Raw genomic sequence first — 24,498 nt, forward strand, 5'->3', positions numbered from 1 at the left:
AGGAAGCGGTGGAAGAGGCTGAGTTCATTGCGGTCTCCGATGGCGAAGCGATGCACTTCGCCGACGCCCGGGCTATCCCCTGGGATACGCCCGAGCGCGCAGCGAGTCTGAATGAACTCATCCACATCCTGCAATATCGCTGGTTCCGCCGGGCGCTCGAGACGACCGGTGGACACGGCCGGCATCTCGACGTCGCTTGCGGCAGCGGCTATGGCGCGGCCTATCTGTCGCAGTCGCAGGCCATCGCCGAGACGGTCGGCCTCGACCTCGACGAAGGGCGTCTGCACCTGTGCCGGCGCACCTATCCGAGTGTCCAGTTTCTCTGGGGCGATTGCGAAAGACTGCTGGACCATTTCGCGCCCGACAGCTTCGCCTTCGTCACCTCCGGCCAGACCATCGAGCATTTGATGGATCCGGTCGCCTTCATCGACGGGGTGCGCCAAATCCTGCAGCCGGACGGCGTCTTTCTGCTGATGAGTCCGACGCATGACGAGGGTCCTCACGCTCTCGAGTTTCGCAACCCTTTCCATCTAGTCGAATATAGCCCCGATACGCTGACCCCCTTGCTCGAATTCTTTTTCGCCGATGTGCGCATGGAGCGGAGGCTGCCGGCGCGCGACGTGTTCGACGATCTTCCGCGCTATGGGGGAGGCGCGCGCTTGCCGGCGGCCGATGCGGTCTATTGCGCGCAGCCCCGTAAGGCGCTCGATCCCGCGGCGGTCGCCGCCTTTCGCAGCGCGTTCCTGCTCGACATTTACGCGAGAGTGCTCGGCGATATCCAGACGCGGCTGATCCGTGAGCGCCGCAGCCGGCATTTTCTCAAGGACAGCTATCATTTGATCGATTTCGTGTCGGGCGTGTTTCCCTCCGAGCTCGAGAAGACCTGGTGCATGCCGGAGGCCAGCTTCGTGCTGCGGCCGAGCTCGCCCGGACGGCGGATTCAGTTGCGTCTCCTGATGCCGGCGACCGCCGAATTTCCGATGACCTCGGTGCTGCAATGGCCGGGCGGCGAGACCCGCCTCGACGTCGCCGACCGCCGCCTTCGCACGGCCGAGTTCGGTCCGCTGACAGAACCGACGCCGTTGCGCGTGACGACGACTCCGCCCTATGTCGCGAGCGAGCACGGCCTCGAGGACATCCGCACTTTCGGATGCTGCCTCGTCGGAGTCGCCGAGCTCTGATCGTCTGTGAAGACGGCTCAGTCCCGGATCAGCAGCGCGATCGGTCGGCTCGGCGGCGCGCAGCCCAGTGGCCGCGCATCGGTGCAGTCCGGCCGGGCGTCGCCGTCGGCGAATTGGGTGATCCATCGGAGCAGGGCGCGGCCCTTCTCGCCTCCAGGAATGGCGCTCTGTCGGAGCCTGAAGCCCTTCGGGACCTCCTCGTGGAAAGGATCGGCGGAGCGAGGCGCCGTCGGCTTGCGATCGCCGGTGATCACGAAGTTCGAATCGAGCTCCAGCTCCCCTTGGCCGTGCACGACATGGTAATAGCGCAGCGCGTAGCCGCCGCGCCGATTTGGCGTGATCGGGTTCGTCGATATCTCCGGACGCGTCGTTCCATAGCCCGACAACGCCCATTTGTAATTCCAGGCGGTCAGCTTCTCGATTCCCCATTCTCCCGCCTGTGGCGCGGCGAGATATAATTCAGTCGAGCCGTTTTCATCGAATTTCAAATAAGTCAAAAGCGGACGGCCGTCGGGATCGAAGCCGAGACGCGGCGGCCCCATCAAGCCGCTTCCTTCGTTCACCGCATCGACCACCGCCGTCGATGTTTCGGAAATCGGCAGGTCCAGACTGCGGCCATTCACATCGGTCCATGTCTGCAGGTCGCTCGTCTGGGCGAAGCCGATAAAGTAATTGGTCGCGACATCGGCGTTGCGGCGCCAGTTCCACGCGAGGCTCAGTCGGCCGTCGGGCGAGAATTGCGGATCGAAGGGATAGGCGCTCGAATGGTGGCGGCCGTGATGCTCGCCGAGCACAGGTCGGTCGGACGGATCGCGCCAAGAAGCTCCATCGAAAATCTTGAAGCGGGTTTCGCCGGCCCCCGAGCGCCCGTTGCGATAGCCGAACAGGACGTCTCCGTTCGGCATTGTAGCGAAGCGCGGATAGGTGACCGCGTCCTCGCCAGAGCCGGTCATGCGATTGGCGATGCTCAGAGATCCGAGTGGCGCGCCGATTGAAAGACGCGCATAGATCAGCGGGTCGGCGTGCATCCCGCCGCAGATGTGCAGCACGCCGAAGCGATCGGCAAAGATCCTCACTTCCCGATGCGCATCATATCCCGGCAGCGGACCCGAGAGGGATGTGCGAGTCACTAAGTTATTCGTCAAATCGACGGCGGCGAGGGTGAGGCACCGTTCCGCGTTAAGGTAGCCGACATAAACGATGTCGTCGACGATGACGGCATCGAACCGGATATCGGCCCCGGTCCAGGCGTCGTCGACGACAACTCGGCGATATACGGGGCCAGCCGCTTGAGAATGAGCAGCGATCTGGCTGAAGCTGGCGACGCCCGTCGCGACGAGACAGGCGCGGCGCGAGAAGAGGCGGGGAGAGGCTGTTACTGGTTGAGCTGCAAATTTAGGGGAAGGCCGCGGGATGGGGTTCGCTATTTGATTAGGAACAAGCAGCGAGCACCGCGCTCCAGATTTCGGGCGCACTTGCCCCAGCGGCTCTAAATTTGCTGAGCGCGAATTGACACTTCCTGATCCGGTGCATGAGGTCCACGCTGGCGATAGTGAAGGACGCATGTCGGATTCCCTTGAACCGGAGCATGGGACCCAAACGAGGCCTATGGATCGGTGATCCTGTTCAACGAGATTAACAAAAAGTTTCGAAGATCGAATTCGAGTCCGCGCGGCCCCTCGATGCTGAGCGAGAAGTTCACGCGCCGCCTGATGCAAAGCCTGAGGCAAGCGTCCCTGGCTCGCAAAAGCACGACGAAACAAAGCTTTAACGGCGGCGATAAATCGCTCGGCGCGCAGCAAAAAGTCCACCGTTTTTCCCGCCTTGTCGACGGCGCGGTAGAGATAGGCCCACCGACCCTTGATCTTGACGTAGACCTCATCCACGCGCCACGATCCGCCGCCCTTGCGCGCGAAGCGGTTCCACCGCTTTTCGAACTCAGGAGCGTAGCGCTGGACCCAGCGCATGATGGTCGTATGGGCCAAAGACAAGCGGCGTTCGGCCATCATTTCCCCGAAGATCGTTCATGTTCAGCATCGCCCGTCACCGCAGCGTCCGGTCGCACTCGTCCGGGCGATTATGGTCCGCTCACGCCGTTCGCACCAGAGCCCCCAGGCGCTACCGCGCCTGCGCCTTTTGGGCCCATCCCCATCTGCCGTCGTCGCGCAGATTCTCATAGCCCGGATGCTGCCGAACCAGGAGATCGAACACGTCGAGCACATGAGGAGCCGCGCGATAATCCTCGGGGAAGGATGCGGACCTCTGGCTCCAACTCGGGCTATCGCGAAAACACCATCGCATATCGTCGAAGATGATCCATCCGCCGGGTCGTAGGAGCTTGTCGATCAGAAAGAAGTCCAGACCGGCTTGCTCCCAGCTATGGTACCCGTCAATAAAAGCGAGGTCGAATCGATGAGTGCATGCTCCATCTACGGTGGAGTTGGCAATCATATGACGCAAAAGCCAATGGCTGCCGAAATGGGCGCGCATCGGCTTCACATAGTCGGACAGGCCGAGGCTCTGCGACAGGGTTTCGGCGTTCGGCTGGAACGTCAGCGAAACGGGCACGTCAAGAGAGGTGACGGAGCCGCGACCCTTCTCCTGCAGGGCCGCCGCCATATAGCACGCCGACTTTCCGTGGAAGGTCCCGACTTCGACTATGTCGTAGATCGGGTTGTCTAACACGAACTGGTATAGTTGAGCGCCCGCCTTTGCCGATGTTGCGGGGAGACTGGCGATTTGCGGCTCCAATTCGGATAGCTTCATCGATACCCTGCCTAACTTGGCCGAACATAGAAAACCAGCGGTTTGCAAGCTGGTCTTCGGCTGTCCCTCTATGCCTAAGGGCCGCTCCCTGCTCCGTCAACCCAGCTCCTGAACCACAACAAGGGAACCGCATTTGAAGCCGATTGACAATAGCTTTTGGGTTGCATGCTTTTGAAGAATCGATTCTAGCCGATGGCCGAATCGGGCTACGGCGTAGGATCGCATGTCTCGCCGGTGCTGATCGGCCATGGCGGAATTTGGGCGATGACGGCGTGAGGCGAGCGGCGTTGGTGTCCGGCCGACCCGAACTTCCCGGAGGAGCGTTACGCCATGACCGAGAATAATGCTGTCGCCTTCCATCAGAAAGACGAAATCGACGGCTCGCTCACGGAAATTCTGCGCTCTGGCGCGAGGCGGCTCATCAAGCAAGCCGTGGAGGCGGAGTTCGCGGCCTTCCTGGCCTCGCACGGCGATCTGAAGCTGCCGGACGGTCGCCAGCGCGTCGTTCGGCATGGGCATGACCCAGTTCGCCCGATCCAGACGGGTATTGGGCCGGTAGAGGTGGAAAAACCCAAGGCGCGGGACCGCGGGGCGTTGAGCGCCGAGGAACGGTTTCCGCTATTCGTCGTCAATCCTGCCGACATGGGCGCGGCGCACGAAGACGGCGTTCAGCCACGAAGCGGAGGTCGGCGTGAAGTGGAGGGTCCAGCATGGATGATCGGCGAGCCACTTCATCACAGCGGGATGTTTATGCGTCGCGTAATTGTGGAGGGTGGCATGGATGACCTTGCCTGCCGGCACGGTGCGCTCGACGGCGGAAAGGAAGCGGATGAACTCCCGATGGCGATGCTGCTTCATGCAGCGGCCGATGACGATTCCGTGCAGAATATCGAGCGCGGCGAACAGGGTGGTCGTGCCGTTTCTCTTGTAATCGTGGATCATGGTCCCGCATTTTCCGGGTTTGAGCGGCAGGCCGGGCTGTGTGCGGTCGAGCGCCTGGATCTGGCTCTTCTCATCGATGGAGACCACGACGGCGTGAGCCGGCGGGTCCATGTAGAGGCCAACGACATCCTCGACCTTCTCGGCGAATTGTGGATCGGCCGACCGCTTGAATGTTCGGATGCGATGCTGCTGGAGGCGATGCTTCTCCCAGAAGCGCTGCACCGCCCGCAGCGAAATCCCCATGATCTTCGCCATGGCGCGGCCCGTCCAATGAGTGGCCGCTGGGCGGTTCCGAGCAGGTCAATTCGAGAACTCTGGCGACGAGCTTCGCGTCGAGCGGCGTGCGGCCCGGCTTGCGGGTCTTGTCGCGCAACAGGCCATCGACGCCTTCCTCGGCATAACGCTGCTGCCAGCGCCGGACCGCCGGACGGCTGACGGCTGACGGCGGCGCGCCGGGCGATCTCCAGAACCGGGAGCCGCTCGCCGGAAAAGAGCACGATCTTTGCGCGCTGGATATGTTTGAGCGGACGCGAGCGATCGGAAGCGATCGCGTCCAGTCGCTCGCGGTCTTCGTCCCGAAGGATGATGCTGACAGTCTGGGCCATCAGCCCAGACTCGCACGCCGAGCCGCATTTGTGAATCCTACGTCCGTGTCAGTGCACTAGTGCGCCGCTTCAGCCAATTTGAAAGGGCTTCGCGTTCCCCCGAGTCGGAGTTTCTGATTCGCTTACGCCATTGATTCGGCCCGAGGAGGCGAGGATGGCGCAGGACGAGACCGGCGAGAAGAAATATGTCGTGCGGCTGAGCGGCGAGGAGCGCGCGCAGCTCGAAAGCATGTTGAGCAAGGACAAGCACTCGGCCAAGACTTTGGTGAAGGCTTGGATCCTGCGGAAGGCGGACGTGTCCGAGGCCGGCGAAGGGATGAGCGACGGCGAGATCATCGAGCAGCTGGAGGCGAGCGTGTCGATGGTCTACCGTGTGCGCAAGCAGCTGGTGGAGGAAGGCTTCGATGCGGTCTTGACGCGCAAGCAGCGCTCGCGCCCCGCCGTGCCGCGCATATTCGACGGCGAGAAGGAAGCCAAGCTGATCGCGCTGTCATGCTCGGCGCCGCCGGAAGGCTATGCGCGCTGGTCATTGCGGCTGCTGGAACGAAAAGTGGTCGAGCTCGCCATCGTCGATGCGGCGAGCGACAGCACGATCGGTCGTGTTTTAAAAAACATCTTGCAGCCCCATCGCAAGGAGCAATGGGTCATTCCTCCGCATGCGGACGCGGCCTTCGTCGCCGCTATGGAGGACGTGCTCGAAGTCTATCGGCGTCCGCATGATCCATTGCTGCCCGTGGTCTGTCTCGATGAGGCGACCAAGCAGCTGATGAAGGAGACGCGGCCGCCCATGTCGATGCAGCCCGGGCAGCCGCAGCGCGTCGACTGTGAATATGAACGCAACGGAACCGCCAGCATCTTCATGATTTTCGCGCCGCTCGAAGGAAAGCGCGAAGCGATCGTGACCGAGCGCCACACGGCGATCGATTATGCGCATGCGCTCGAGCATGTCGCCGACGTGATGTTTCCGCAGGCGACGAAGATCGTGCTGGTGCAGGACAATCTGAACACGCACAAATCCGCCTCGCTCTATCAGGCTTTCGCGCCCGAGAAGGCCCGACGGCTGACCGAGCGTTTCGAGTGGCATCACACGCCCAAGCACGGAAGCTGGCTCGACATGGCCGAGAGCGAGCTCAGCGTTCTGTCCTCGCAATGTCTCGCGCGCCGCATCCGCGACATCGAGAGCCTGCGCGCCGAAGTCGCCGCCTGGGTCGCCGACCGCAACACGCATCAGGCGAAGGCGGACTGGCAGTTCACCACCGCCGACGCCCGTATCAAGCTCAAAAGCCTCTACGGTCTTCCCCGTTCAAAACGGCTGAATCACGCCACTAGCTAGATCGTCGTCGGCAAGGTCGTGTTGCGGCTGGCGCAGGACACCGTCGATGTCTGCCGCCCTACAGCCCCGATCTCAATTCGGTCGAAAAAGCCTACTCAAAGCTGAAAGCCTATCTACGCAAGATCGCCCAGCGAACCGTGTCCGGCCTGATGCGCGCCCTCGAAACATGCGACGCACATCTTCCTCCGCGAGGCATGAACTATTTCAAGGCCTGCGAGTATGATACAGATTGATCCGAAGCTGCTCTGGACCACGGTCCGTTTCACGCGGAGAAGGAGACTTGTCTGATGCAAAGTAATAACAAATATTCCGCAGGCGAGGAAAAAAACATCGCGTCCATGTTTGCTGGTATTACCGCTGTGATCTCAGAACTTTGTGAATTGCTTATCGAAAAGAAGGCTATTGACCGGAATGAATTAAAGCATCGGCTCTACCGACTGCATGAAAAGGCCGTGAGCCATGGCGGTGCTCCAGCGGCGGCGGCAGTATCCCATCTGATTCACATCCTGGAAGCGGCGGATACTGAAGGTAAGACTGAGCAGCCGAAATGATCCTCATGCCCTTGATCGAAACCTCTTTGGTCACAGGGGTATTCTGCGGCGTCAATTCGTACCCAGCTTCTGATGACGCCTAACCCGTCTTATTCAGGGCGCTTTGGAAGGTTGACGAGCGTAGCATAGCTCACTGAAACGGCGTAGGATTTGGTTGCTGACACCACCCCTTTCCCGCTGCACTTGCGACGCCCGCCATGACAGACGATACGTTTCCTGCCTTCTCCTTTCCAGCCGTCCGGGGCAAGAAAGTCACAGCCGCTTTCGATGGCGGCCGCATCTCCTCGGACGGCGGCGTCATGCTGCTCGCCATGGCGGAGCGCCGGCTCGGCGTCGCCGAGCGGCTGGCGCGCTGCTTTCCCGATCGCCGCGATCCCGCGCGAATCACCCTGCAACTGGTCCTTTCAGATCATATGCATGAGCTCGATCCCTGAGAGTGTCGCAGCAGCGGATCGAAATGATTTGAAACCCAACATCGGCCGCGTCACCTGCTTCACAGCTCAATGGCCCTGTTCGACGATATTATTGAGATATTTGATGCGGCGGATTTCGATGGGCTTTGTCTTGGTCGACGGTGTTTTGCCGCGCCTAAGAGCGGTGTCCGGATCGTTCGACACCACACAACTTCGGCACGTCGCCGAGCAGATCGCCGCCGGAAACGTCGGTGCTTTCGATCAAGCCGCTCCGGGAGTGTCGAAGGTGCTCGGTCCTGCCGCACTGGCCGGCGGCTTCGGTGAGGTGATGCTCTACTGCGCCATTGGTGTCTGGGTGCTCGCCGCACGCAGCTTCTTCACCTTCGGGAGGAGGAAAGATGTCGATGGCGCGTCATGAGGTTGGAGCCAGGCGGTCGGTCCGTCCGAGTGTCTTGCGCTATGCCGAGGTCGGCGCGTTCGAGCGACGTACCACCTCGACGAACAGGTTTCCGGCCCGGGAGAGCTATCGCACTGGCGAAGCGACGAGTCCGAACTCGCGATGCAGCGGCGAAGCGAGCTTCGAAACCCGGAAGCCGCGGTGCTGTTCCGGCAACGTGGATTCCGGCACGAGGCTGACACCGGCGCCCTCTCGAACCAAGGCAATCGCGCTCGACCAGTCGCGCACCTCGATCTCAACGTTCTGGAGCGTCAATCCAGCCGCTTCGGCAAGCGAGCGGGCGTTCGTATGGCACCCGCCGGTGGCGAGAACGAAGGGCGCTGCCGCCAGTTCGGCCAATGAGACCGAATTACGCCGTGACAGGGGATGCGCCGCCGGGAGGATGGGAACCCAGGCATCCCGTCCGAGTGGAACGGCATTTCTGGCAGGAGACGGGTTGAGAACGACGCCGAGGTCGATCGATCCCGCCGCGAGCCAAGCCTCCACTTCCATGTCGTCGGTTTCGAGCGGCACGAGATCGATGCCCGGATGGAGCGTGCGAAAACGCCGAAGCAAGGGCGGAAGGACCGTGACGAAGACGCTCGGGAAACCCGCCAGACGGATGGCCCCGGTCTCCTCACCGATCAGCGCCATTGCCTCCCTTTCGATCGCCTCCAGATGCGAAAGGGCTGTTCGCGCATGGTCGAGCGCGCGCTCTCCGAAGGCGGTCAATTCGACACCCCGTGGCTGGCGGATCAGCAGTTTCACTCCCAGGCTCTCTTCGAGCGCGGCCAGGGCTTGGCTCATCCCCGATTGGGTGACGCCCAGCTTGTCCGCGGCTGCGGTGAAGCTGCCGGCTTCGGCGACGGCGATCAGGCTCTGGAGCTGGGTCAGGTTCATAGTAGCCAAGATTATACCAGAAATATGTTCGAGTAATTTTTATTATGTCGTGGAGCCTGTCAGTGTTGGTGGCTATCTTCCCCCTCAGCGAGGCCCCAACGATGAAGCTCTATTTCGCGCCCGACACCTGTTCGCTCTCGCCGCACATCGTGCTTCAGGAGCTCGGACTGCCCTACGAGCTCGTACGCGTGAACAATCGGGCGAAGCGCACATCAACGGGGGAGGATTTCCTCGCCATCAATTTGAAGGGCTATGTCGCGGCGCTCGAACTCGATACCGGCGGCGTTCTGACCGAAGGGCCGGCCATCGTGCAGTATCTGGCCGACCTGAAGCCGGAAGCGGGATTGGCTCCGGCTGCTGGTACGCTGGCGCGGGTTCGGCTCCAGGAATGGCTCAACTTCATCACCAGCGAGGTCCATGCCGGATCGAGCCCGCTGTTCAATCGAGCCTTGCCGGAGGAGGCGCTGGCGATCTTCCGGGATCGGCTATTCCGGCGCCTCGACTTCATCGAGGTGAACCTCGCATCTCGGGATTATCTGATGGGCGACGGCTTCACGGTCGCCGACGCATATCTCTTCACCGTGCTCGGCTGGATGGAGGCCTTTTCGATCGACCTCGGCCGTTGGCCGGCGACCGCGCGCTACATGCTGCGGATCGTCGCGCGGGCGTCCGTCCAAGCTGCTTTGGCGCGGGAGGCGGAGATTCCTGCCGTGGAATGACATGCAAGTTCGACTTCGACCCGTTGATCGGTGAGCGGTCGGTAGTCGCAGCGCGCGGCAGAGAAGATTCAGGGCGCGTCGTCTCGTCGGAACTTTCCCGGCGCACAGCCGACGATCCGCCGGAAGGTCGTGCTGAAGGCCGCTTCGGATTCATAGCCGATGGAAAAGCCGATCGCCCCGACACTGTCGTTCGTCCGCTTGAGCCGTTCAGCCGCGAGCACCATGCGCCAGCGGATGAGATAGTCCAGGGGCGGTTGTCCAACCCTTCTCGGAAGCACGCTGTCAATCGGCATCGAAAATTCTTATGACCTTTTTCAAGCGCAATTTGCGTGCGCGATTGCCCCCGTCTCCTATGAGGCGAGGATGAACATGTTCTGCGAGGCAGAGGTCAGGATGTCAATCGGCGTGCTGATCAAGGCCCAGGGGCAGCCGGTGGGCGCCATTGGGGTCAGCGGCGCGCCGCTCAGCGCCGAGGATGAGGTCTGCGCGAAGTTGGGCATTGCCAAGGTACAAGGTAAACTTGATGCGCCCCGGTAACGCCAGGGCCGGAAAGCAAATATCTGCGCGTATTCCGTCACTGTTCTTCGCCACAAACTGCGAAGAAGCTCTCCCCATTTACGAGCGCTGCGGCCCACGATCCCGCTGGCGCGCCAGAAAGGGAGCCCCAAATGCCACAATCCCAGCTCTCGCACGCCGCACAAATGGCAGTGCCGAAGATCGAAGCCGACATCAAAAGGCGCCTGTTTCTCGGCGCTATGGCCGGCGCCGCCTTCGCGTTTTCCGACGTCCCGCTGCTGGCCCAATTAAACACGGCGGGCAATACCGCCGTTTCGCCGGACGGCATCATCCGCACGACGCTTCAGAATTATATCAATGCCGCGGGGGAAGAGTTCCGAATGGTTCTGACGACCTTTCCGGCGGGCGTAGGTCTCCCGACGCACCATCACCCTTCGGTTGCACACAACTACGTCCTGGAAGGCGTGGCTGAGTCTCAATACGCGGGCGAGGAGCTTCAGCGCTTTATCGCCGGCGAAAGTTATCAGGACAGAGCCGAAGCCCAACATACAATCTTCCGCAACCCGGATAGCGCCTCGCCGCTCAAATACCTTATCGTCTACACGGTCACGAAGGGGCAGCCCTACCTGATCATCCCGTAAACTGGAATTTGACGCCCAGTGCCGAGAATGCGCGCCTGCTGCACACAATGCTCCGCGTCAACGCCGTTAATGTCCTCAAGGCCATCGAAAGCGGACATGCCCTCGCACACACCGAACGTCCGCTCGTGTGAAGGTTTTCGGATGCCGGCCCTTCGCGGACACGCGCCGTTGCGCAGCCGTGGGGCCGGCGTTCGAAAACCTCCAAGGAAGGAAACCGCGAGTCGGAAGGGCGCCGTCGCCGCCGCGGGCTATGGGGATTTATGCGTCGGCGGAGAGCATCGACGAGGCGTCGGAATGACTGACGCCATCGTCACGGCCGATCTCGAGTGATGGAGCAGCGCGAAGGGACTGTCTTCGTCGGCGATGGCATCGGAGTTTTCGCGGCGACGACGGCGATGGACGGCGCCCGGCGCAGATTTGTGCGAGCGGCGTCGCAGCCGCAGAGCGATCTGCGGCGACAAGGAGCGCGGTTGCGAGGCCGGGAGTGACATGATCGCGATCATGAGCTGTCGATCCTGATCTTCGAGAACGAAAAGCCGCGCGAAGCGCGTCCGCCTTCGAAGGTCTCGACGACGATCATGCGGCCGCCGCAGCATGGACATGGATCTGCGAGGATTCTCGGCTCGGGCCCGGCGGCCTCCTCGCGGCGCTCGTCGTCACGCTCACGCGGCGCCGCGGCGTCGAGCAGCTCGCGCGCGCGGGCGATGTTTTGGACGCGAACGCCGCTGGCGAACAGGCCGTAATGGCGAATGCGATGGAAGCCCGTCGGCAGGACATGGATGAGGAAGCGGCGGATGAACTCGCCGTTCGAGAGTCGCATGACCTTTTGCCGAGCGCGGCCCTCGGCGCGGTAATCCTTGTATTTGAAGGTGACGCCGTCGTCGCTGCAGGCCAGCAGGCGGCTGTTGGAGATGGCGACGCGGTGGGTGTAGCGCGACAGATAGGCCAGCACGGCCTCGGGGCCGCCGAAAGGACGCTTGCTGTAGACCACCCATTCGATGGCGCGTGACGGCGCCAGATATTGCGCGAAGGCGGCGCGGTCGGCGAGCGCGGCCGAGGCGCCGAAAAATTGTAGACGCCCGGCGGCGTGGGCTGCGACGAGCTTTTCGAGAAACAGCCGGCGGAACAGCCGCGACAGCACGCGCACCGGCAGGAAGAAGCCCGGCCGGCACGCGACCCAGCTCCTACCGTCCAAAGAAACGCCGCCGCCCGGAACGATCATGTGAACATGCGGATGGTGGGTGAGCGCGGACCCCCATGTATGCAGCACGGAGGTCACGCCGATCCGCGCGCCCAGATGTTTGGGGTCGGCGGCGATGGCGATCGCCGTCTCGGCGGAGGCCTTGAACAGCAGGTCGTAAATCACGGCCTTGTTCTGATAGGCGATGTCGCCGATGTAACTGCTCAGCCCCGGCATTCGGCGACGTTTCCGGTTTGTGATTGACACGGGAATCGCGACTTGATTCAAGCTGCGAATGGATCGCTCCGCGCTTGATTCGCTCGACAAGGAAGCTCTGATCCACCTGATCTTGATGCAGGCGGAGGTGATCGAGCGTCTGACGAAGCGCGTGGCCGAGCTGGAAGCCAAGCTCGGTCTGCCGAAGAAAACCCCGGACAATTCCAGCACGCCGCCGAGCAAGGGCCAGAAGCCCTCGGCGCCGGCCACCGACAAGACCGGCAAGACGCGAAAATCGCATCAAGGCACGCATCGTCCGCTGCACCCGAACCCGACGAAGACGCGCGACATGCCCGCCTGCGCCTGCCAGCATTGCGGCGCCGACGTATCGGGCGCGGCGCAGCGCGTCTGCGAGGCCTATGATCATATCGAGATTCCGCCGATCGAGCCCGACGTGACCCGCATCAATCTGCACGGCGGGACCTGTCCGAGCTGCGCGAAAAAATTCAAGGCCGCACCGCCCGCCGACATGCCCAAGGGGTCGCCCTTCGGCGACATCTGCGCGCGCTCGTCCTCTATCTGCGCTTTGCGCAGAACATCGCGCTGGAGCGGCTGTCGACGCTGCTCTCCACGCTGTTCGGGCTCGACGTCAGCGAGGGCGCGATCGTCGAGTTGCTGCGCGCCTCTCGCACGGCTTTCGCCGCGCAGCGCGAGGCGATCCGCGCGCGGCTGCTCGCGGGAACCGTGCCGCAATCGGACGAGACCGGCCTGCGCGTCGGCAAGGCCAATTGGTATCTGTGGGTGTTCCACCACGAGGAGAGCGCCGTCTTCGTCGCAAAGCCCACGCGCGCGCAGACTGTCGTCTCCGATTTTCTCGGCGATGTGAGGCCGGACTATTGGGTTTCGGATCGCTACGCCGGCCAGATGGGATGGGCGATGAAGGATCATCAGGTCTGCCTCGCGCATCTCATTCGCGACGTGCAATATGCGATCGATTGTGGCGACGACGTGCTCGGCCCCGATCTGCGCCGCCTGCTCGAGCAGGCTTGCGGGATCGGCGCGCGCCGCGCCGATCTGTCGGACGCGACGCTGAAAAGCTACAAATATCGGCTGGAGGCGCGGCTCGATCGCCTGATGGCGCGCGCGCCGAAGCAGCCTGCCGGCGTCAAGCTCGCGGCGATGATCAAGCGGACGCGGCGGTTCCTGTTCGTGTTCCTGACCAACCGCGATTTGCCGGCGACCAACAACGGCTCCGAGCGGGCGATCCGGCCCTGCGTCATCTTCCGCAAGGTCACCTATTGCTTTCGCAGCGGCTGGGGCGCCGAGCTCTACGCCGACATCCGCTCGGTGATCGAGACCGGACGCCGCCGCGCCATCGACGCCCTCGAGGCGATCCGCCTCACCCTCGCCGGAATGCCGCTCGCGTCGCCCGTCCCATCATGAGGGGGGCGCCGCGAGCCGAAATCTGTCCCGCCCGCCAAAAAATTAACAGCTCCATCCCCGCACAGAATCCGCCTCACGGTGCAACCGCGGAGCGAGCCTGAGCAATTACTCGCCGATCGCCGCCGGCAGAGTAAAGACCATATGGTAGTAGGGGACGGGCAGCAGCTCGGCCTCGCGCTCGGCCAGCCATCTCTTCGCCGCCGCGCCCTGGCACATCGGGCAGTGCCGATTGCGACAACTATTGTACGCGATGACTTCGTGGGCGCAGTCCTCGCAGCGCGCGACATGCCCGCCGAGAGCCGCCGTGCGGCAGCTCTCGATCGCCGACATCACCTTCGATTGGCCGAGGCTCAAATGACCGGCGTTGGCTCTGCGCCACGCCGCGCCATGGTCGCGGAAAATATCCGCGACCTCCAACCCGGATCGCGCCATAACCCCGGCGTCTATGCGGGCGGCTCGGTGTTTCTTGTCCTCAGCGGGGTCAGGCGATCCAGCGGGCTCATGACGTCGCGGATGGTGTTGGCGACGACGCGCGTATAGAGCGCGGTGGTGTCGAGCTTGGCGTGGCCGAGCAGAACCTGGATCACCCTGATATCGATATTCTGCTCGAGCAGGTGGGTTGCAAAGCTGTGCCGCAGCGTATGGGGGGTGACGCGCTTGGCGATCTCGGCCGTTTGGGCCGCCGCGTGACAGGCCCGATCGAGCTGGCGCGTCGTTATCGGATTGATCGGATCCTGCCCAGGGAACAGCCAGACCGGCGGGCGCGCGATGCGCCACCAGTCGCGCAAGAGCTCCAGCAGCCGCGGCGAGAGCATCGCGTGGCGATCCTTGCCGCCCTTGCCTCGCTCGACGCGGAGCAACATGCGCGTGCTGTCGATGTCCGAGACTTTCAGCGAGACCACCTCGGAGACGCGCAGGCCGGCGCCATAGGCGACGCCGAGCGCGGCCTTGTATTTGACGCCGGGCGCCGCCTCCAGCAGTCGCGCGACCTCATCGGGGCTGAGGACGACCGGCAGCTTGCGCGGCTCGTGAACGAAGGTCAGGTGGCGGGTGGCGTCGGCCCGATCGAGCGTCACGCCGAAAAAGAACCGCAACGCGGTGACTGTCGTGTTGATCGTCGGCGGGCGGACGTGGGTCTCGGTCAAGTGCAATTGGAAAAGACGCAGGTCTTCGGCCGTGGCGGTATCCGGCGATCGGCCCAGGAAGCCCGCCAAGGTCTTGACTGCACGGATGTAATTGCGCTGGGTCTCCGAGGCCATATGCCGGATGGCCATGTCTTCGATCATGCGCTGGCGAAGCGGGGTGATGCGCTCCTTTGTCATGCGCTGCTCCTGTCTGAAGCGAGGTTGCTAACCCCGCGATCTTCAGACAGTTCGCCGACCACCCGTTACCCGCAGCCCGCCCGAAACGCCGGCCGCAAACTACCGCGAGAGCCGTTTAGTTCCCTGGCGCAATACCGAACCAGAAACGCCCGCAGAGTCCGAAGACCATCTGGTTCCGTCGCAAATTTTGACTATGGACGCGACGAGCGTATGAGAGTGTTTCAGCTCACGCGGGGAGGGCGTAGAATTGCTGTGCTGGACGCAATTTGCCCCTGGTCCGCAACTGGTCCTTTCGGATCATATGCATGAGCTCGATCCCCGAGAGTGTCGCAACAGCGGATCGAAATGATTTGAAACCCAACATCGGCCGCGTCACTCGCTTTACCGCCCGATGGTCCTGCTCAACGATATTATTGAGATATTTGATGCGGTGGATTTCGATGTCCGCTTCATGCTCCGCATTGTAGCGTTCGATCGCTGCCGTGTTGGCGCCGCTCTTATCACAGTCAAGCATGGCACAGGCAACATTTTGCTGACGACCGGGGCCGACGCCACATTGTCTTCATCGCTAGACTGCATCAAGCTGCGGAAAAGTGGAAGCAGCTACGTCGAAGAGTCTCGCGCTATATGAACCAATCGTGCATTCACGGTACGGCCGCGGGCGACTTATCGCGAAGTCTGCCCGCCAACGCCTGATATGCCGGGTTATTCGGATCGAGCGACAACGCTCGTGCCAAGTGGGCGCCGGCGGCTCCTTTTAGTCCGAGCACAGCCAGCGTCTCGGCGAGACGGAAATGGGTTGCAGGTGCGGCCTCGTGAATGGCGAGCGCGTCTCTGAACCGGGCCACCGCTTCGTCGCGCCTCCCTCGCGCCGCCAAACAGAGTCCTAACTGGTGAAGCGATTGGGCGCTATTGCTGTCTAGTTTGAGAGCGTGCTGCAGCAAAACGATAGCAGCATCAATGTTCGTCGATGGCATGTAGAGCGCAGCGAAAAAAAAATCGGGGGCGAAATCGCTCCATTCGCAGCGTGATAGGAGCAGTTTCGAAGCGTCGTCTATTCTACCATCGTGTAAGGCGCGCTTCGCTTCCGTGTAGTCATGCATGTTGCACGGAAGTTCTGACAGTCGATGAACGCCGATATCGCCGTCGCCAGCATACAGTCGGCGCCAATCTAGGCGCTCGGAGACCTTATGATCGCCCGAGAGAAACTTCACACTTACGCCCGCATAATCGAGAAGCCGTTCGTCGAAGCCGCCGAGATCGATCAGATCGTAAGCGGCGACATAAATTTCGACACCGGACGCCGAGGCTATTGTGTCGTGGAGATTGGTGTAGCGGGGATCGTAAACGCGAGTTCTGTTCAGCAAAAAGCTTCGCTGCCACGGCTCGCCAATCTTGATTTCCGGCGCTACGGCAATCACACGCTGCGCCCCGAGCCGACATCCGAACAACATTGACGCATAGGCGCCCATAGACGATCCGGCGCATGTGATCCGCCGAGGGCCGAGCGATGAGATGGTCTCAGCGAGGCGGTCCGCGGTCTGATCGATATCGCGCTGATACCAGTCATTGTCCATTGTGTTCAAATAAAGCCTATCGACGCGCGCTCCCGACAGCAAAGTAGACTGCGCGAACTTTCCACGCGGAAAGCCGATGTGGCTGAAAACCATATAGAGTTCTTCGGATGCGTCTGAGCGAACCACGTTCATCAGGTCGGAATCGTCAAGCGCCATCGCAAACCCCGGTTTAGGTCCTCCGCCCATGCGTAAGCTGGGCTCCCTGTCGCGTCAACCCGCGCACCAGACCTCATGTCCATCATCGGCATAGTCGCGGGCTCGTCGTCGCGAACGCGATCTAACTTCGTCAAATTAGGAAGAAAATCGTGGTCCGAGGCGAAAACGCCGCTCGCATTGGTCCCGCCCGTCTCCACGCTCGACACGGTGGTGGGCGTGCGCGACGACGGCACGGGCGCCCAAATCGTGCAATTGACCACGTCCAATCTCGCCGCTCTGCTGCAGATCGACGCGGGCGGCCTGGTGCGCCCATTGTGGACAGAGCTCGCGACGATCGTCGGCAGCTATGATGGCCAGCCGGCGCGCGTGCTCGGCGATGCTGGACATCATAATGATCCGGTGACCGCCGGCCACCCGCACAATGTAATCAGCCGTTGACGCACGAGCTCGACGCTGACAGAATCGCACTTCACGGCTTCTGGATGCCAGTGTCAGGAGTTCGGTTTCTCTGCGATGAGCAGATGACAATCGTATGCGATTCTGTCATCCACGTATCATTGTCCGGCGTCCAACAGAGGTGCCTTTGCGGCCCATCGAAAGCAAACTGCTCATCGAACTTGAATTCGATGCGACCTTTCGACCGAGTGATATGAGCACGAGCGATGATCATCGCGTGCTTGCGGTCGGCTTGGTCAAGATCACCGTTTTCTGCCTTACGACACAGGATCGAATAGGCGAATTCGACTTCATGGAAGCGTCGTCGAATGGGTTCAGCTTGCTCTATGGCTTCAGCCGTGTCGAATCCTGGGGAAGATGGAGCTCTGGCCCGAACGCCGCGGTTGTTCTCGGACTTTCGAAACGTCCGCGCGGGGAGATTCGGATCGAGTTCACGCATATTGTTGCAAACCGGGTACTGCCCGTCGTCCCGGGATGTGTCAGAATTGCCGGTGGGGAGCCGCGAGCCGTCGAATTTCGGGGTGGGGTTCTCGCCCTCACGGTCGATCCATCTCCACCCATCCCGGGCGCGCTCGTCTCCTATGACGCCTCGGATTGCGGCGACGATATCGAGCTGTCGATCATCATATCGAACTCTGATCGGCCAGACCTGACTTTCGCTTGTGTGACAGCGATTCTCTCGGCGGCGATCGACATGCGCTTCGAGATAATCGTCGTGGACTATGGCGGCGAATCCGCGGCGACGACGCGGCTCGCCGAAATGGACCTGCCGGTCAGGATGATCGCTCTGGCGAAACCGCGCTCATTCGGCTGCGCGAATAATATCGCGGCCGAAGCCGCACGCGGCGCTCGCATTCTATTCTTGCACAATGACGCCTTCCTCGAGAAAGGCGTAAGCGAAAAGCTCGCCGCGGAACTGTCGAACGGCGAGATCGGGATCGTCGGACCGAGTTTTCGCTATCCAGACGGTTCGCTGCAGGAACTGGGCGGGTTTGTCTCCGTCGAAGGAGAAACGAGCACGCCTGTGTGGACAGGTGTGGGCTGGGACGCGCCGTCCGCCGTCGACGCGGATTATGTCTCGGCCGCCTGCCTGATGCTTCGCCGGGTCGATTTTCTAAGCATAGGCGGTTTCGATTCCGAATTCGACATCGATTATCTCATGGATGTCGACCTCTGCCTGCGGATGCGCGCCATTGGAAAACGCGTACGCCATGTAGCGACCGTCACGGTCCGACACGTTCCGGGTGGCGTCGCCGCCACACCCGACGCCGTAGCAAAGCGCGACAACGCGCGGCGGCGCAATCTCCATCTGCTGCGCGCGAGATGGGGCCTGTGGCTGATCACCCGCAATCGTGCCGACGCCCCAATCGTGGAGCGGCTCGACGTGCAAGAGCTGCAAAAGCAGATTTCGCAATTTCCCGGAGAGGTGCTGAACTGCGTCGTCTCGTCAGACCAGTCGGCGAGCGACGCATCGCGATCGAGCCTGGCCGTCGCCGCCGCGGCGAGCGTGCTTCGGCCAACTGCGATTGTCGCGCGCGTCCCGTGCCCGGTCGTCGACATTCGCCAAAAGGCGGGCGCGTTCGGCCAATATCATGATCGGCTGACCGGCGGCTGCCTCGCCGACATGGCCGAACGCGACATAGACGTGACGATTGTCAGCGGAATTGAATTTCCGGCGGTGCCGCCTCCCTTCGGACGCCTCCGCATTCTCCATTGCCCGTTCCCCGCGGCGTCGCCGAGCCGCGAGGAGGCCAGTCGGCGGATCGGCTCGCTGTTGAATTTCGACGCGGTGGCGACCGATTCCGAATTTGGCCGTCGCGCCTTGGCGCAAGCGATAGAGGCTTTGGGCGCACCGGCTATCGACATCGATGTGATCACGCCGGCGATCAACCTTTTCCCCGTCGAGCAATCACCCGAAGCACGCAGCAATATCATTCTGTGCCTCGGCGCGCTGCGGGCGGGACCATCGGGCGGCGGACATCGAGCGGTCCTCCGCGCGCTTCGATTCGTCGCGGCCACCGCCAAAAGTCGCCGATGGCGACTCGTCGTCGTCGGCGAGCTCCTTCCGAGCGACGATGCAAGCTATGTCGATATGCTACGCCGGTGGCCCTGGCCGATCGATGTGGACGTGATGGCCGATCCGCCGCACGCTACCTTGCGACGCCTATTCGCACACGCGAAGATTTGCGTATCGCCCCACGGGCTCGGCGCACAATCGCCGGCCGAAGCGCATTTTTGCACGCATTCGAGCACACAGATCGGCGCGGCGATTTCGGCCGGCTGCATTCCTGTCGTGTTCGGCGTGGGGGCCGAAGCCGAATTCTGCGAAACCCATGATGTGGGATTTCGCTTCAACGACGAGCACGAGCTTGTCACTGCGCTTGAGCAGGCGATCGAGCTCGCGAATGGCGTCGGCGTGACGAAGGCGCAGCGCGATCGCATGCGCGCCTATTCGCAAACCGCGCACGCCGACGCCTGGGCGCAGCTGATCGCGCGCCTCGACGCCGGTGCCGAGCGCGAGGAGCGCGCGGCGCCGTCGCTGCGGTCGGAACGCGGCCTGTCCCCGCCCGCCCTGATCGTCGCCGGCTGCCATCGTTCCGGCACATCGGCGATGGCGCGCATGCTCTCGATCGCCGGCGTGGATCTGCCGAGCGATCTCATGATCAAGAAAGCCGATAATCCGACCGGCTTTTGGGAGGCGCATGTGATCGCCGATTGGAACGAGGCGCTTCTGCGCTCTGCCCGCTCCGGTTGGGATGACCCATTCGCCTTTTTTTCGCAACCCTGCGCCGCTCAGATCGCACCCGGTCTGATCGACGAAGCCGCCGCGAGGATCACCGGGCTCTACCCCGGCAATCGTCCGATCGTTGTCAAAGATCCACGCATTTCATTGTTGGCGCCGCTCTGGGACAGGGCGCTGCGGAAGTCGCGTTATGCGCCCAATTTTATCATCATGGTGCGCAATCCGCTGGAGGTCGCTGCCTCGCTGACGGCGCGAAATAAATTCTCCTTGGGCAGAGGTCTGTCGATCTGGGCCAGCTACATGTTGACGATCGAGAGAGACACGCGGGACACGCCACGCGTCTTCGTTGCCTATCGTGATCTTCTCGCGAATCCCGAATCGGTTCTGGACCGCATCCGATCGCAATTGGGGATCCCCCTGCCGCGTTACGAATGTGCGAGTGGCTCGATCTCGCGCTTCGTCGACCCGGCGTTGTGCCAGCATCACTTCAATGGGCTTTGGAACAAGCATCTGAGCGAGGCGGTCCACGAGTATTTTGTGCTGCTCCAAGCGGCCTGCCACGATCAGCCTCTTCCAAACACAGCGGGGTCGGCGCTGGAAGCTTGGCTCGCCGAGCTACGGGACCTCCTCTCAACTCCCGAGCGGACGATATCGACTTAGCAAACGCGCAACGGATTCGTGTCGCAATCTTGGCAGCGTGGGTCGGACCCGTGCTCGGACGGGCTGTGGGGTTCTGTCGCGAATTTTTTGTTGCGGGTCGGTTTGGGCTATGATCGGCGGCAACGGAGCTGGCGGACGAGTGCGATGATCGATTTCAAGGGCAGCCATTTTGAACGCGACGTGGTTCTGTGGGGCGTCCGCTGGTATGTGGCGTATCCGATGAGCTATCGCCAACTCGAAGAAATGATGGAAGAACGCGGCGTCGATGTCGACCATTCGACGCTCAACCGGTGGATCGTCAAATATGCCCCTTTGCTGGAGAAGCGGTTTCGTGCTGGCAAGCGCACGGTCGGTTCGAGCTGGCGGCTCGATGAGACCTACGTAAAAGTCAAAGGTTGCTGGAAATATCTGTATCGGGCGGTCGACAAGGCAGGCGCGACGGTGGATCTCCTGCTGACGGCCAAGAGGGACTGCAAAGCTGCGTTGCGCTTTTTGCGCAAGGCGATCGGCCAACATGGCGAGCCGGAGAAGATCACGATCGACAAGAGCGGCGCCAACGCGGCAGCGATCGAACGCTACAATGCGGAGCATGAAGCGGACATCGAAATCCGCCGCATCAAATATCTCAATAATATCGTTGAGCAGGACCATCGGGCGGTAAAGCGAGTGACGCGGCCGATGTTGGGTTTCAAATCATTTCGATCCGCTGTTGCGACACTCTCGGGGATCGAGCTCATGCATATGATCCGAAAGGACCAGTTGCGGACCAGGGGCAAATTGCGTCCAGCACAGCAATTCTACGCCCTCCCCGCGTGAGCTGAAACACTCTCATACGCTCGTCGCGTCCATAGTCAAAATTTGCGACGGAACCGCAGATCGCGCTCAGCCGTGAGATCGAACGGCTCGCCGGTCCTATCGTCGATCCGGACTTCCGGTCCCGTAGCGCGACGATCTCCTGGAGCCGTCCTGGGTGTCCCGGGATGCTCCAATGAATGTCGCTCGACTGGCGGGGCCGGTCTATCGGCTAGTTGGTCGTGGGACCGGCGCGATCGTCCATCTGCGCAGCTTTCTCGGGCGTTGCGCACGGATCGAGCGCATCCGACGAGCAGCGCGTCGATCGCAGATGGAGGCGCGCACGATCCGCGAGATCGGTCCCGACGGCGCGGGTGACGTCGCTTTCCTCGACGCCGCGCCCGGCTGGTTCGACACCGCGGTGAGACAGATCGCGGAGTGAGCAAGACCTCGCCCGCGCCGCCGGAGGCGGCACTTCGCGATCTGCCTTACCCGCGCGAGGTCCGCTTTCGAGGACTGGGAGAGCTCGAGCGCGGCGCCCGAGCGGGTCTACGACCATTGGGCGCTCGACATCCGCGAATACGAATATCCTAGCGAACGGGAGGTCGGCTTCATTCCGCGGCCGCGGCGCTTCCCATCGGCGCGCTTACTCGTCGACCCGGCCATGCCGCCACAAGGGCTGATGGAACGCGCGGCCTCAATCGATCGTGAGATCGGCTACCCCTTCGCTTGGTTTTTCCTGATGGCGCACGGCCACTGGGTCGATCCGGATGCAGGACAGGCGATCACGGCGGCCTTGCGCGAGCAGCGCGTCCGGCTGCCGGAGCGCGATGCGCGCGTCTTGCTGCGCTGGGACGAGGCCCTACACTCATTCTGAGTGGCCGAGCAGGCAGGCTGTGGGCCAGATCCAGCCCATATCCTCCGGATGTTTTGTTGCTCGTAGGTCGCTCTGCAACCCAGCTAAAGCTCCTTCCGCCGAGTGTTCCCTCATACGTACCGCTACGGGCTCGACGAAACATTCGGAACTGAACGTTCGTGTTCGGCACTGAGAGGATCAGGACAGAATCGTCCATGGCGATGATTCCGGCTTCGAGTGTTTCGCTGGGTCGGTCCAAGTCGGTCAGAATTATCCGTCCGTCCACAATAATCTCTCCTGCATTAGAACGGAAAGGCTCCCGAACCGACAGGCTCGCGAACCGCCCGAGAGACCTGTTGCTCCGAGGATGAAAAGTATCTTCCTGTCCGCGATGCTCAGTCGGCTGTCAGGACCGGTAGCTTGAGCGACGAGATAATAGTCGTTTTTGGACTAGTCTGAAAGAGACTTTATTTCAGGGCTGCCTTCAACAACCGGAGCAGCCCGGCATGGGCCGCTCGGTCCACAGCACGCCCTACAAACATCTCTTGGCCCTGATGATCGCTGCACGCGAGCGCGCTGGACTTACGCAGACCGAACTCGCCGAACGCATCGGTCAGACGCAATCCTTTGTCTCGAAATACGAGCGGGGAGAGCGACGCCTGGATGTCGTCGAATTTGTCGAATTCGTGAGCGCCATGGGGCTCGACCCGAGTTCGATTTTCACTCAATTCATTCGACAGGCCTTCGGTCGGACGACCGGAAAGAAGGACTCGTAATTCGAAGCCATCGCCGCAATGGTCTCCCTTCCTTGACGGAGCCAGCTAATTCGCCAGCTCCCCTCAGGGAGTCCCTGCGCTCAGGCGATCAAGGATCGGGCTCGACGACGCTGACCCTCAAGTCGTTCAGGACGGCCAAGCTGCGTGCCCGTTGAGGCGTGACGGATAGATGATCCCATCTGGTTTCTCAGGGTGCTCGTGCAACGCCACTGCCGAGCCTGCAGCTCCGCCTCCGCTATCGGCAGATCGCCGATCGCGCCATCGCGTCGATCGCGGAGCTCTGCCTCCAAGAAGCAGACCTTCACCGTCTCCCCGAGGTAGAGCAACGCCGAACCGATTAGCGGCGACGCGCCGGCGTGGATCGCTGAAACGGCTCGGTGTCTTGCCGAAGCCGAGCGGGTCCGGATAGCGGCCGAGATAGATGCGGCCGAACCGCTGGCCAGCTGGCGCTCGATAAGTGCGGAGGTTCACGCCCGCAAAGCGATCAGGCGGGAGAACTTTCGCCATTCAGCGAAAATCTCTCCCTATGCTCTCCGCGGCCTCGAGGGCAGCCTGGACCTTCCCTCGTTCCAGCGCTTCGCACCCGGTCAGTCCGTCGAGTTCGCCATGCGGCTGCACCAGAAAGCGATACACTGCCCAGGGTGCGCCCAGTCGCTCATGCAGGGCGGCAAGTTCGCAATAGGGCCTTCCCTCGGCATCTAGTTGCCAGACAGGGAAGCGAAAGCCCCGCTTGGCTCCGTCAAGGCCCAGAATCTGGCCGCTCTGGCGTTTCGCATTGACAGTCACCCGCGTGGTGCCGAGCATCTTGGCAAAATCCTTCGCGCTCAGCATGTCATCGCCGCCCAGGATTTCGGCGGCCCGCAGGCGACCGCGCTCACGCGCCGCGGCGAGCGCCGCCGTCAGCTCGGCATCCGGCGCGGCGGCCGCCTGCACGGTTTCACGCGCGGCAATCGCCTCCTCGACGGCGGTCACGACCGTCTCGCCTTCAGGGTCGACTTCGACCCGAAAGCTGACCGGTCGACCAGCCGCGCGGCTCTTGACGATCGCATCACCATAGCCTTGCAGGAGCGCCTTCATATGCCGCCGACTTCTGGTGAGGAGCTGGGACGCCGTACCCGGGAGCTCCACCTTGAAACCAGCCGATCCCTTCGGCAATGTCTGATCCGGGCCGACGAAAAAGGTCGTCATGGTGAGAGTCGTCTTGCCAGCCGTCCGCGCCCGCCGGCCTGCGCCGCTTCGAACACCAGTTGTCGATTTTGAAGCCGTCATGTACCGACCTCCGTCAGCGCATATATGAAAGAGGTCGATAAGTTCGTCA

The 24,498-nt window shown here is 62.1% G+C and carries 24 protein-coding genes and 10 pseudogenes; 17 read left to right on the top strand and 17 right to left on the bottom strand.

The features are described from left to right. Positions 1-8: 8 nt before the first annotated feature. Positions 9-1,181: a class I SAM-dependent methyltransferase gene (locus CQW49_RS23170; protein ID WP_099832060.1), complete on the top strand. Its 1,173-nt coding sequence runs from the start codon at positions 9-11 to the stop codon at positions 1,179-1,181. A gap of 17 nt (positions 1,182-1,198) precedes the next feature. Here CQW49_RS23170 and CQW49_RS23175 read toward each other — a convergent pair whose 3' ends face one another. From CQW49_RS23175 to CQW49_RS23185, 3 genes and pseudogenes are all read right to left on the bottom strand, one after another. Beyond that, positions 1,199-2,656: a BNR repeat-containing protein gene (locus tag CQW49_RS23175; RefSeq protein ID WP_157926126.1), complete on the bottom strand. Its 1,458-nt coding sequence runs from the start codon at positions 2,654-2,656 to the stop codon at positions 1,199-1,201. After that, positions 2,613-3,193 (bottom strand): annotated as a pseudogene (locus CQW49_RS26430) (IS6 family transposase); the annotation flags it as partial. The gene CQW49_RS23175 and the pseudogene CQW49_RS26430, both read right to left, overlap by 44 nt. 106 nt (positions 3,194-3,299) lie before the next feature. Beyond that, entirely contained in the window at positions 3,300-3,947 is a 648-nt protein-coding gene (locus tag CQW49_RS23185) for a class I SAM-dependent methyltransferase (protein WP_099832062.1), read from the bottom strand. Positions 3,948-4,277: 330 nt separating this feature from the next. Here CQW49_RS23185 and CQW49_RS25890 point away from each other — a divergent pair. Then, positions 4,278-4,611, top strand: a pseudogene (locus CQW49_RS25890) (IS256 family transposase); the annotation flags it as partial. Here CQW49_RS25890 and CQW49_RS23190 read toward each other — a convergent pair. Continuing rightward, a pseudogene (locus CQW49_RS23190) lies at positions 4,608-5,494 on the bottom strand (IS630 family transposase); the annotation flags it as partial. The pseudogenes CQW49_RS25890 and CQW49_RS23190 sit on opposite strands and share 4 nt — an antisense overlap. 154 nt (positions 5,495-5,648) lie before the next feature. Here CQW49_RS23190 and CQW49_RS23195 point away from each other — a divergent pair. The 3 genes and pseudogenes from CQW49_RS23195 to CQW49_RS23205 form a co-directional block, all read left to right on the top strand. Continuing rightward, positions 5,649-6,827 carry an IS630 family transposase gene (locus CQW49_RS23195; protein ID WP_099832063.1) on the top strand — a complete coding sequence of 393 codons (1,179 nt, stop codon included), beginning with the start codon at positions 5,649-5,651 and terminating at the stop codon, positions 6,825-6,827. Between the two features lie 287 nt (positions 6,828-7,114). After that, positions 7,115-7,378 (top strand): hypothetical protein, encoded by a 264-nt coding sequence (locus tag CQW49_RS24895; protein ID WP_157926128.1) that lies wholly within the window; start codon positions 7,115-7,117, stop codon positions 7,376-7,378. A gap of 197 nt (positions 7,379-7,575) precedes the next feature. After that, positions 7,576-7,776: pseudogene (locus CQW49_RS23205) on the top strand (transposase); the annotation flags it as partial. A gap of 6 nt (positions 7,777-7,782) precedes the next feature. Here CQW49_RS23205 and CQW49_RS25900 read toward each other — a convergent pair. Beyond that, positions 7,783-7,932, bottom strand: a pseudogene (locus CQW49_RS25900) (DDE-type integrase/transposase/recombinase); the annotation flags it as partial. Between the two features lie 43 nt (positions 7,933-7,975). Here CQW49_RS25900 and CQW49_RS25905 point away from each other — a divergent pair. Further along, entirely contained in the window at positions 7,976-8,209 is a 234-nt protein-coding gene (locus CQW49_RS25905; protein WP_244593426.1) for a hypothetical protein, read from the top strand. Positions 8,210-8,314: 105 nt separating this feature from the next. Here the strand turns inward: CQW49_RS25905 and CQW49_RS23215 are convergent, their stop codons facing one another. Continuing rightward, positions 8,315-9,127 carry a LysR family transcriptional regulator gene (locus tag CQW49_RS23215; RefSeq protein WP_099832064.1) on the bottom strand — a complete coding sequence of 271 codons (813 nt, stop codon included), beginning with the start codon at positions 9,125-9,127 and terminating at the stop codon, positions 8,315-8,317. A gap of 101 nt (positions 9,128-9,228) precedes the next feature. On the opposite strand from CQW49_RS23215, the gene gstA reads away from it, so the two are divergent. After that, complete coding sequence (gstA, locus tag CQW49_RS23220; RefSeq protein WP_099832065.1) at positions 9,229-9,846, top strand: glutathione transferase GstA; 618 nt, start codon at positions 9,229-9,231, stop codon at positions 9,844-9,846. A gap of 68 nt (positions 9,847-9,914) precedes the next feature. Here the strand turns inward: gstA and CQW49_RS23225 are convergent, their stop codons facing one another. Then, on the bottom strand, positions 9,915-10,139 hold the full coding sequence (locus CQW49_RS23225) for a helix-turn-helix transcriptional regulator (RefSeq protein ID WP_244593427.1): 225 nt from the start codon (positions 10,137-10,139) through the stop codon (positions 9,915-9,917). A gap of 70 nt (positions 10,140-10,209) precedes the next feature. Here CQW49_RS23225 and CQW49_RS23230 point away from each other — a divergent pair, with 70 nt between their 5' ends. Both CQW49_RS23230 and CQW49_RS23235 read left to right on the top strand, forming a co-directional pair. Then, positions 10,210-10,383 (top strand): heme-binding protein, encoded by a 174-nt coding sequence (locus CQW49_RS23230; protein WP_099832067.1) that lies wholly within the window; start codon positions 10,210-10,212, stop codon positions 10,381-10,383. Positions 10,384-10,514: 131 nt separating this feature from the next. Next, positions 10,515-11,003, top strand: coding sequence for a cupin domain-containing protein (locus CQW49_RS23235; RefSeq protein WP_115840155.1), 489 nt, complete (start codon positions 10,515-10,517; stop codon positions 11,001-11,003). A 499-nt stretch (positions 11,004-11,502) separates the two neighbouring features. Here CQW49_RS23235 and CQW49_RS23245 read toward each other — a convergent pair. Then, positions 11,503-12,399 (bottom strand): annotated as a pseudogene (locus CQW49_RS23245) (IS91 family transposase); the annotation flags it as partial. A gap of 504 nt (positions 12,400-12,903) precedes the next feature. Here CQW49_RS23245 and tnpC point away from each other — a divergent pair. Further along, positions 12,904-13,842, top strand: coding sequence for an IS66 family transposase (tnpC, locus tag CQW49_RS23250; protein WP_274541245.1), 939 nt, complete (start codon positions 12,904-12,906; stop codon positions 13,840-13,842). Between the two features lie 114 nt (positions 13,843-13,956). Here the strand turns inward: tnpC and CQW49_RS23255 are convergent. The 4 genes and pseudogenes from CQW49_RS23255 to CQW49_RS23270 form a co-directional block, all read right to left on the bottom strand. Further along, positions 13,957-14,274, bottom strand: a pseudogene (locus tag CQW49_RS23255) (IS91 family transposase); the annotation flags it as partial. Positions 14,275-14,285: 11 nt separating this feature from the next. Next, a complete protein-coding gene (locus CQW49_RS23260; RefSeq protein ID WP_099832071.1) occupies positions 14,286-15,164 on the bottom strand; it encodes a tyrosine-type recombinase/integrase in 879 nt (292 codons plus the stop codon). 226 nt (positions 15,165-15,390) lie between these two features. Next, a pseudogene (locus CQW49_RS23265) lies at positions 15,391-15,666 on the bottom strand (DDE-type integrase/transposase/recombinase); the annotation flags it as partial. A gap of 142 nt (positions 15,667-15,808) precedes the next feature. Beyond that, complete coding sequence (locus CQW49_RS23270) at positions 15,809-16,927, bottom strand: tetratricopeptide repeat protein (protein WP_099832072.1); 1,119 nt, start codon at positions 16,925-16,927, stop codon at positions 15,809-15,811. A 147-nt stretch (positions 16,928-17,074) separates the two neighbouring features. Here CQW49_RS23270 and CQW49_RS23275 point away from each other — a divergent pair, with 147 nt between their 5' ends. Then, positions 17,075-17,335, top strand: coding sequence for a hypothetical protein (locus tag CQW49_RS23275; RefSeq protein ID WP_157926130.1), 261 nt, complete (start codon positions 17,075-17,077; stop codon positions 17,333-17,335). A gap of 31 nt (positions 17,336-17,366) precedes the next feature. Here CQW49_RS23275 and CQW49_RS25910 read toward each other — a convergent pair whose 3' ends face one another. Next, positions 17,367-17,792 (bottom strand): hypothetical protein, encoded by a 426-nt coding sequence (locus CQW49_RS25910; protein ID WP_244593428.1) that lies wholly within the window; start codon positions 17,790-17,792, stop codon positions 17,367-17,369. On the opposite strand from CQW49_RS25910, the pseudogene CQW49_RS26435 reads away from it, so the two are divergent. Next, positions 17,673-18,314 (top strand): annotated as a pseudogene (locus CQW49_RS26435) (glycosyltransferase); the annotation flags it as partial. The gene CQW49_RS25910 and the pseudogene CQW49_RS26435 overlap by 120 nt on opposite strands. A gap of 153 nt (positions 18,315-18,467) precedes the next feature. Here the strand turns inward: CQW49_RS26435 and CQW49_RS25915 are convergent. Then, a complete protein-coding gene (locus CQW49_RS25915) occupies positions 18,468-18,752 on the bottom strand; it encodes a hypothetical protein (RefSeq protein ID WP_244593429.1) in 285 nt (94 codons plus the stop codon). A gap of 48 nt (positions 18,753-18,800) precedes the next feature. Then, complete coding sequence (locus CQW49_RS25920) at positions 18,801-19,262, bottom strand: hypothetical protein (RefSeq protein ID WP_244593430.1); 462 nt, start codon at positions 19,260-19,262, stop codon at positions 18,801-18,803. Between the two features lie 222 nt (positions 19,263-19,484). Between CQW49_RS25920 and CQW49_RS25925 the strand changes: the two genes are divergently transcribed. From CQW49_RS25925 to CQW49_RS23295, 5 genes are all read left to right on the top strand, one after another. Continuing rightward, on the top strand, positions 19,485-20,756 hold the full coding sequence (locus CQW49_RS25925) for a sulfotransferase (protein WP_244593431.1): 1,272 nt from the start codon (positions 19,485-19,487) through the stop codon (positions 20,754-20,756). 144 nt (positions 20,757-20,900) lie between these two features. Further along, a complete protein-coding gene (locus tag CQW49_RS23285) occupies positions 20,901-21,572 on the top strand; it encodes an IS6 family transposase (RefSeq protein WP_099832075.1) in 672 nt (223 codons plus the stop codon). Between the two features lie 172 nt (positions 21,573-21,744). After that, the gene (locus CQW49_RS24905) at positions 21,745-21,990 is read left to right on the top strand and encodes a hypothetical protein (protein ID WP_157926131.1); all 246 of its coding nucleotides are present in this window, start codon (positions 21,745-21,747) and stop codon (positions 21,988-21,990) included. A gap of 240 nt (positions 21,991-22,230) precedes the next feature. Further along, positions 22,231-22,425, top strand: a complete 195-nt coding sequence (locus CQW49_RS23290) for a hypothetical protein (protein WP_099832076.1) — start codon at positions 22,231-22,233, stop codon at positions 22,423-22,425. A 485-nt stretch (positions 22,426-22,910) separates the two neighbouring features. Then, positions 22,911-23,180: a helix-turn-helix domain-containing protein gene (locus CQW49_RS23295; protein ID WP_099832077.1), complete on the top strand. Its 270-nt coding sequence runs from the start codon at positions 22,911-22,913 to the stop codon at positions 23,178-23,180. An 88-nt stretch (positions 23,181-23,268) separates the two neighbouring features. Here the strand turns inward: CQW49_RS23295 and CQW49_RS25930 are convergent. Further along, a pseudogene (locus CQW49_RS25930) lies at positions 23,269-23,687 on the bottom strand (RES family NAD+ phosphorylase). Next, on the bottom strand, positions 23,688-24,368 hold the full coding sequence (locus CQW49_RS23305) for an XRE family transcriptional regulator (RefSeq protein WP_244593432.1): 681 nt from the start codon (positions 24,366-24,368) through the stop codon (positions 23,688-23,690). Positions 24,369-24,498 lie beyond the last annotated feature (130 nt).

The sequence above is a fragment of the Methylosinus trichosporium OB3b genome (assembly GCF_002752655.1).
Classification (GTDB): Bacteria; Pseudomonadota; Alphaproteobacteria; order Rhizobiales; family Beijerinckiaceae; genus Methylosinus; species Methylosinus trichosporium.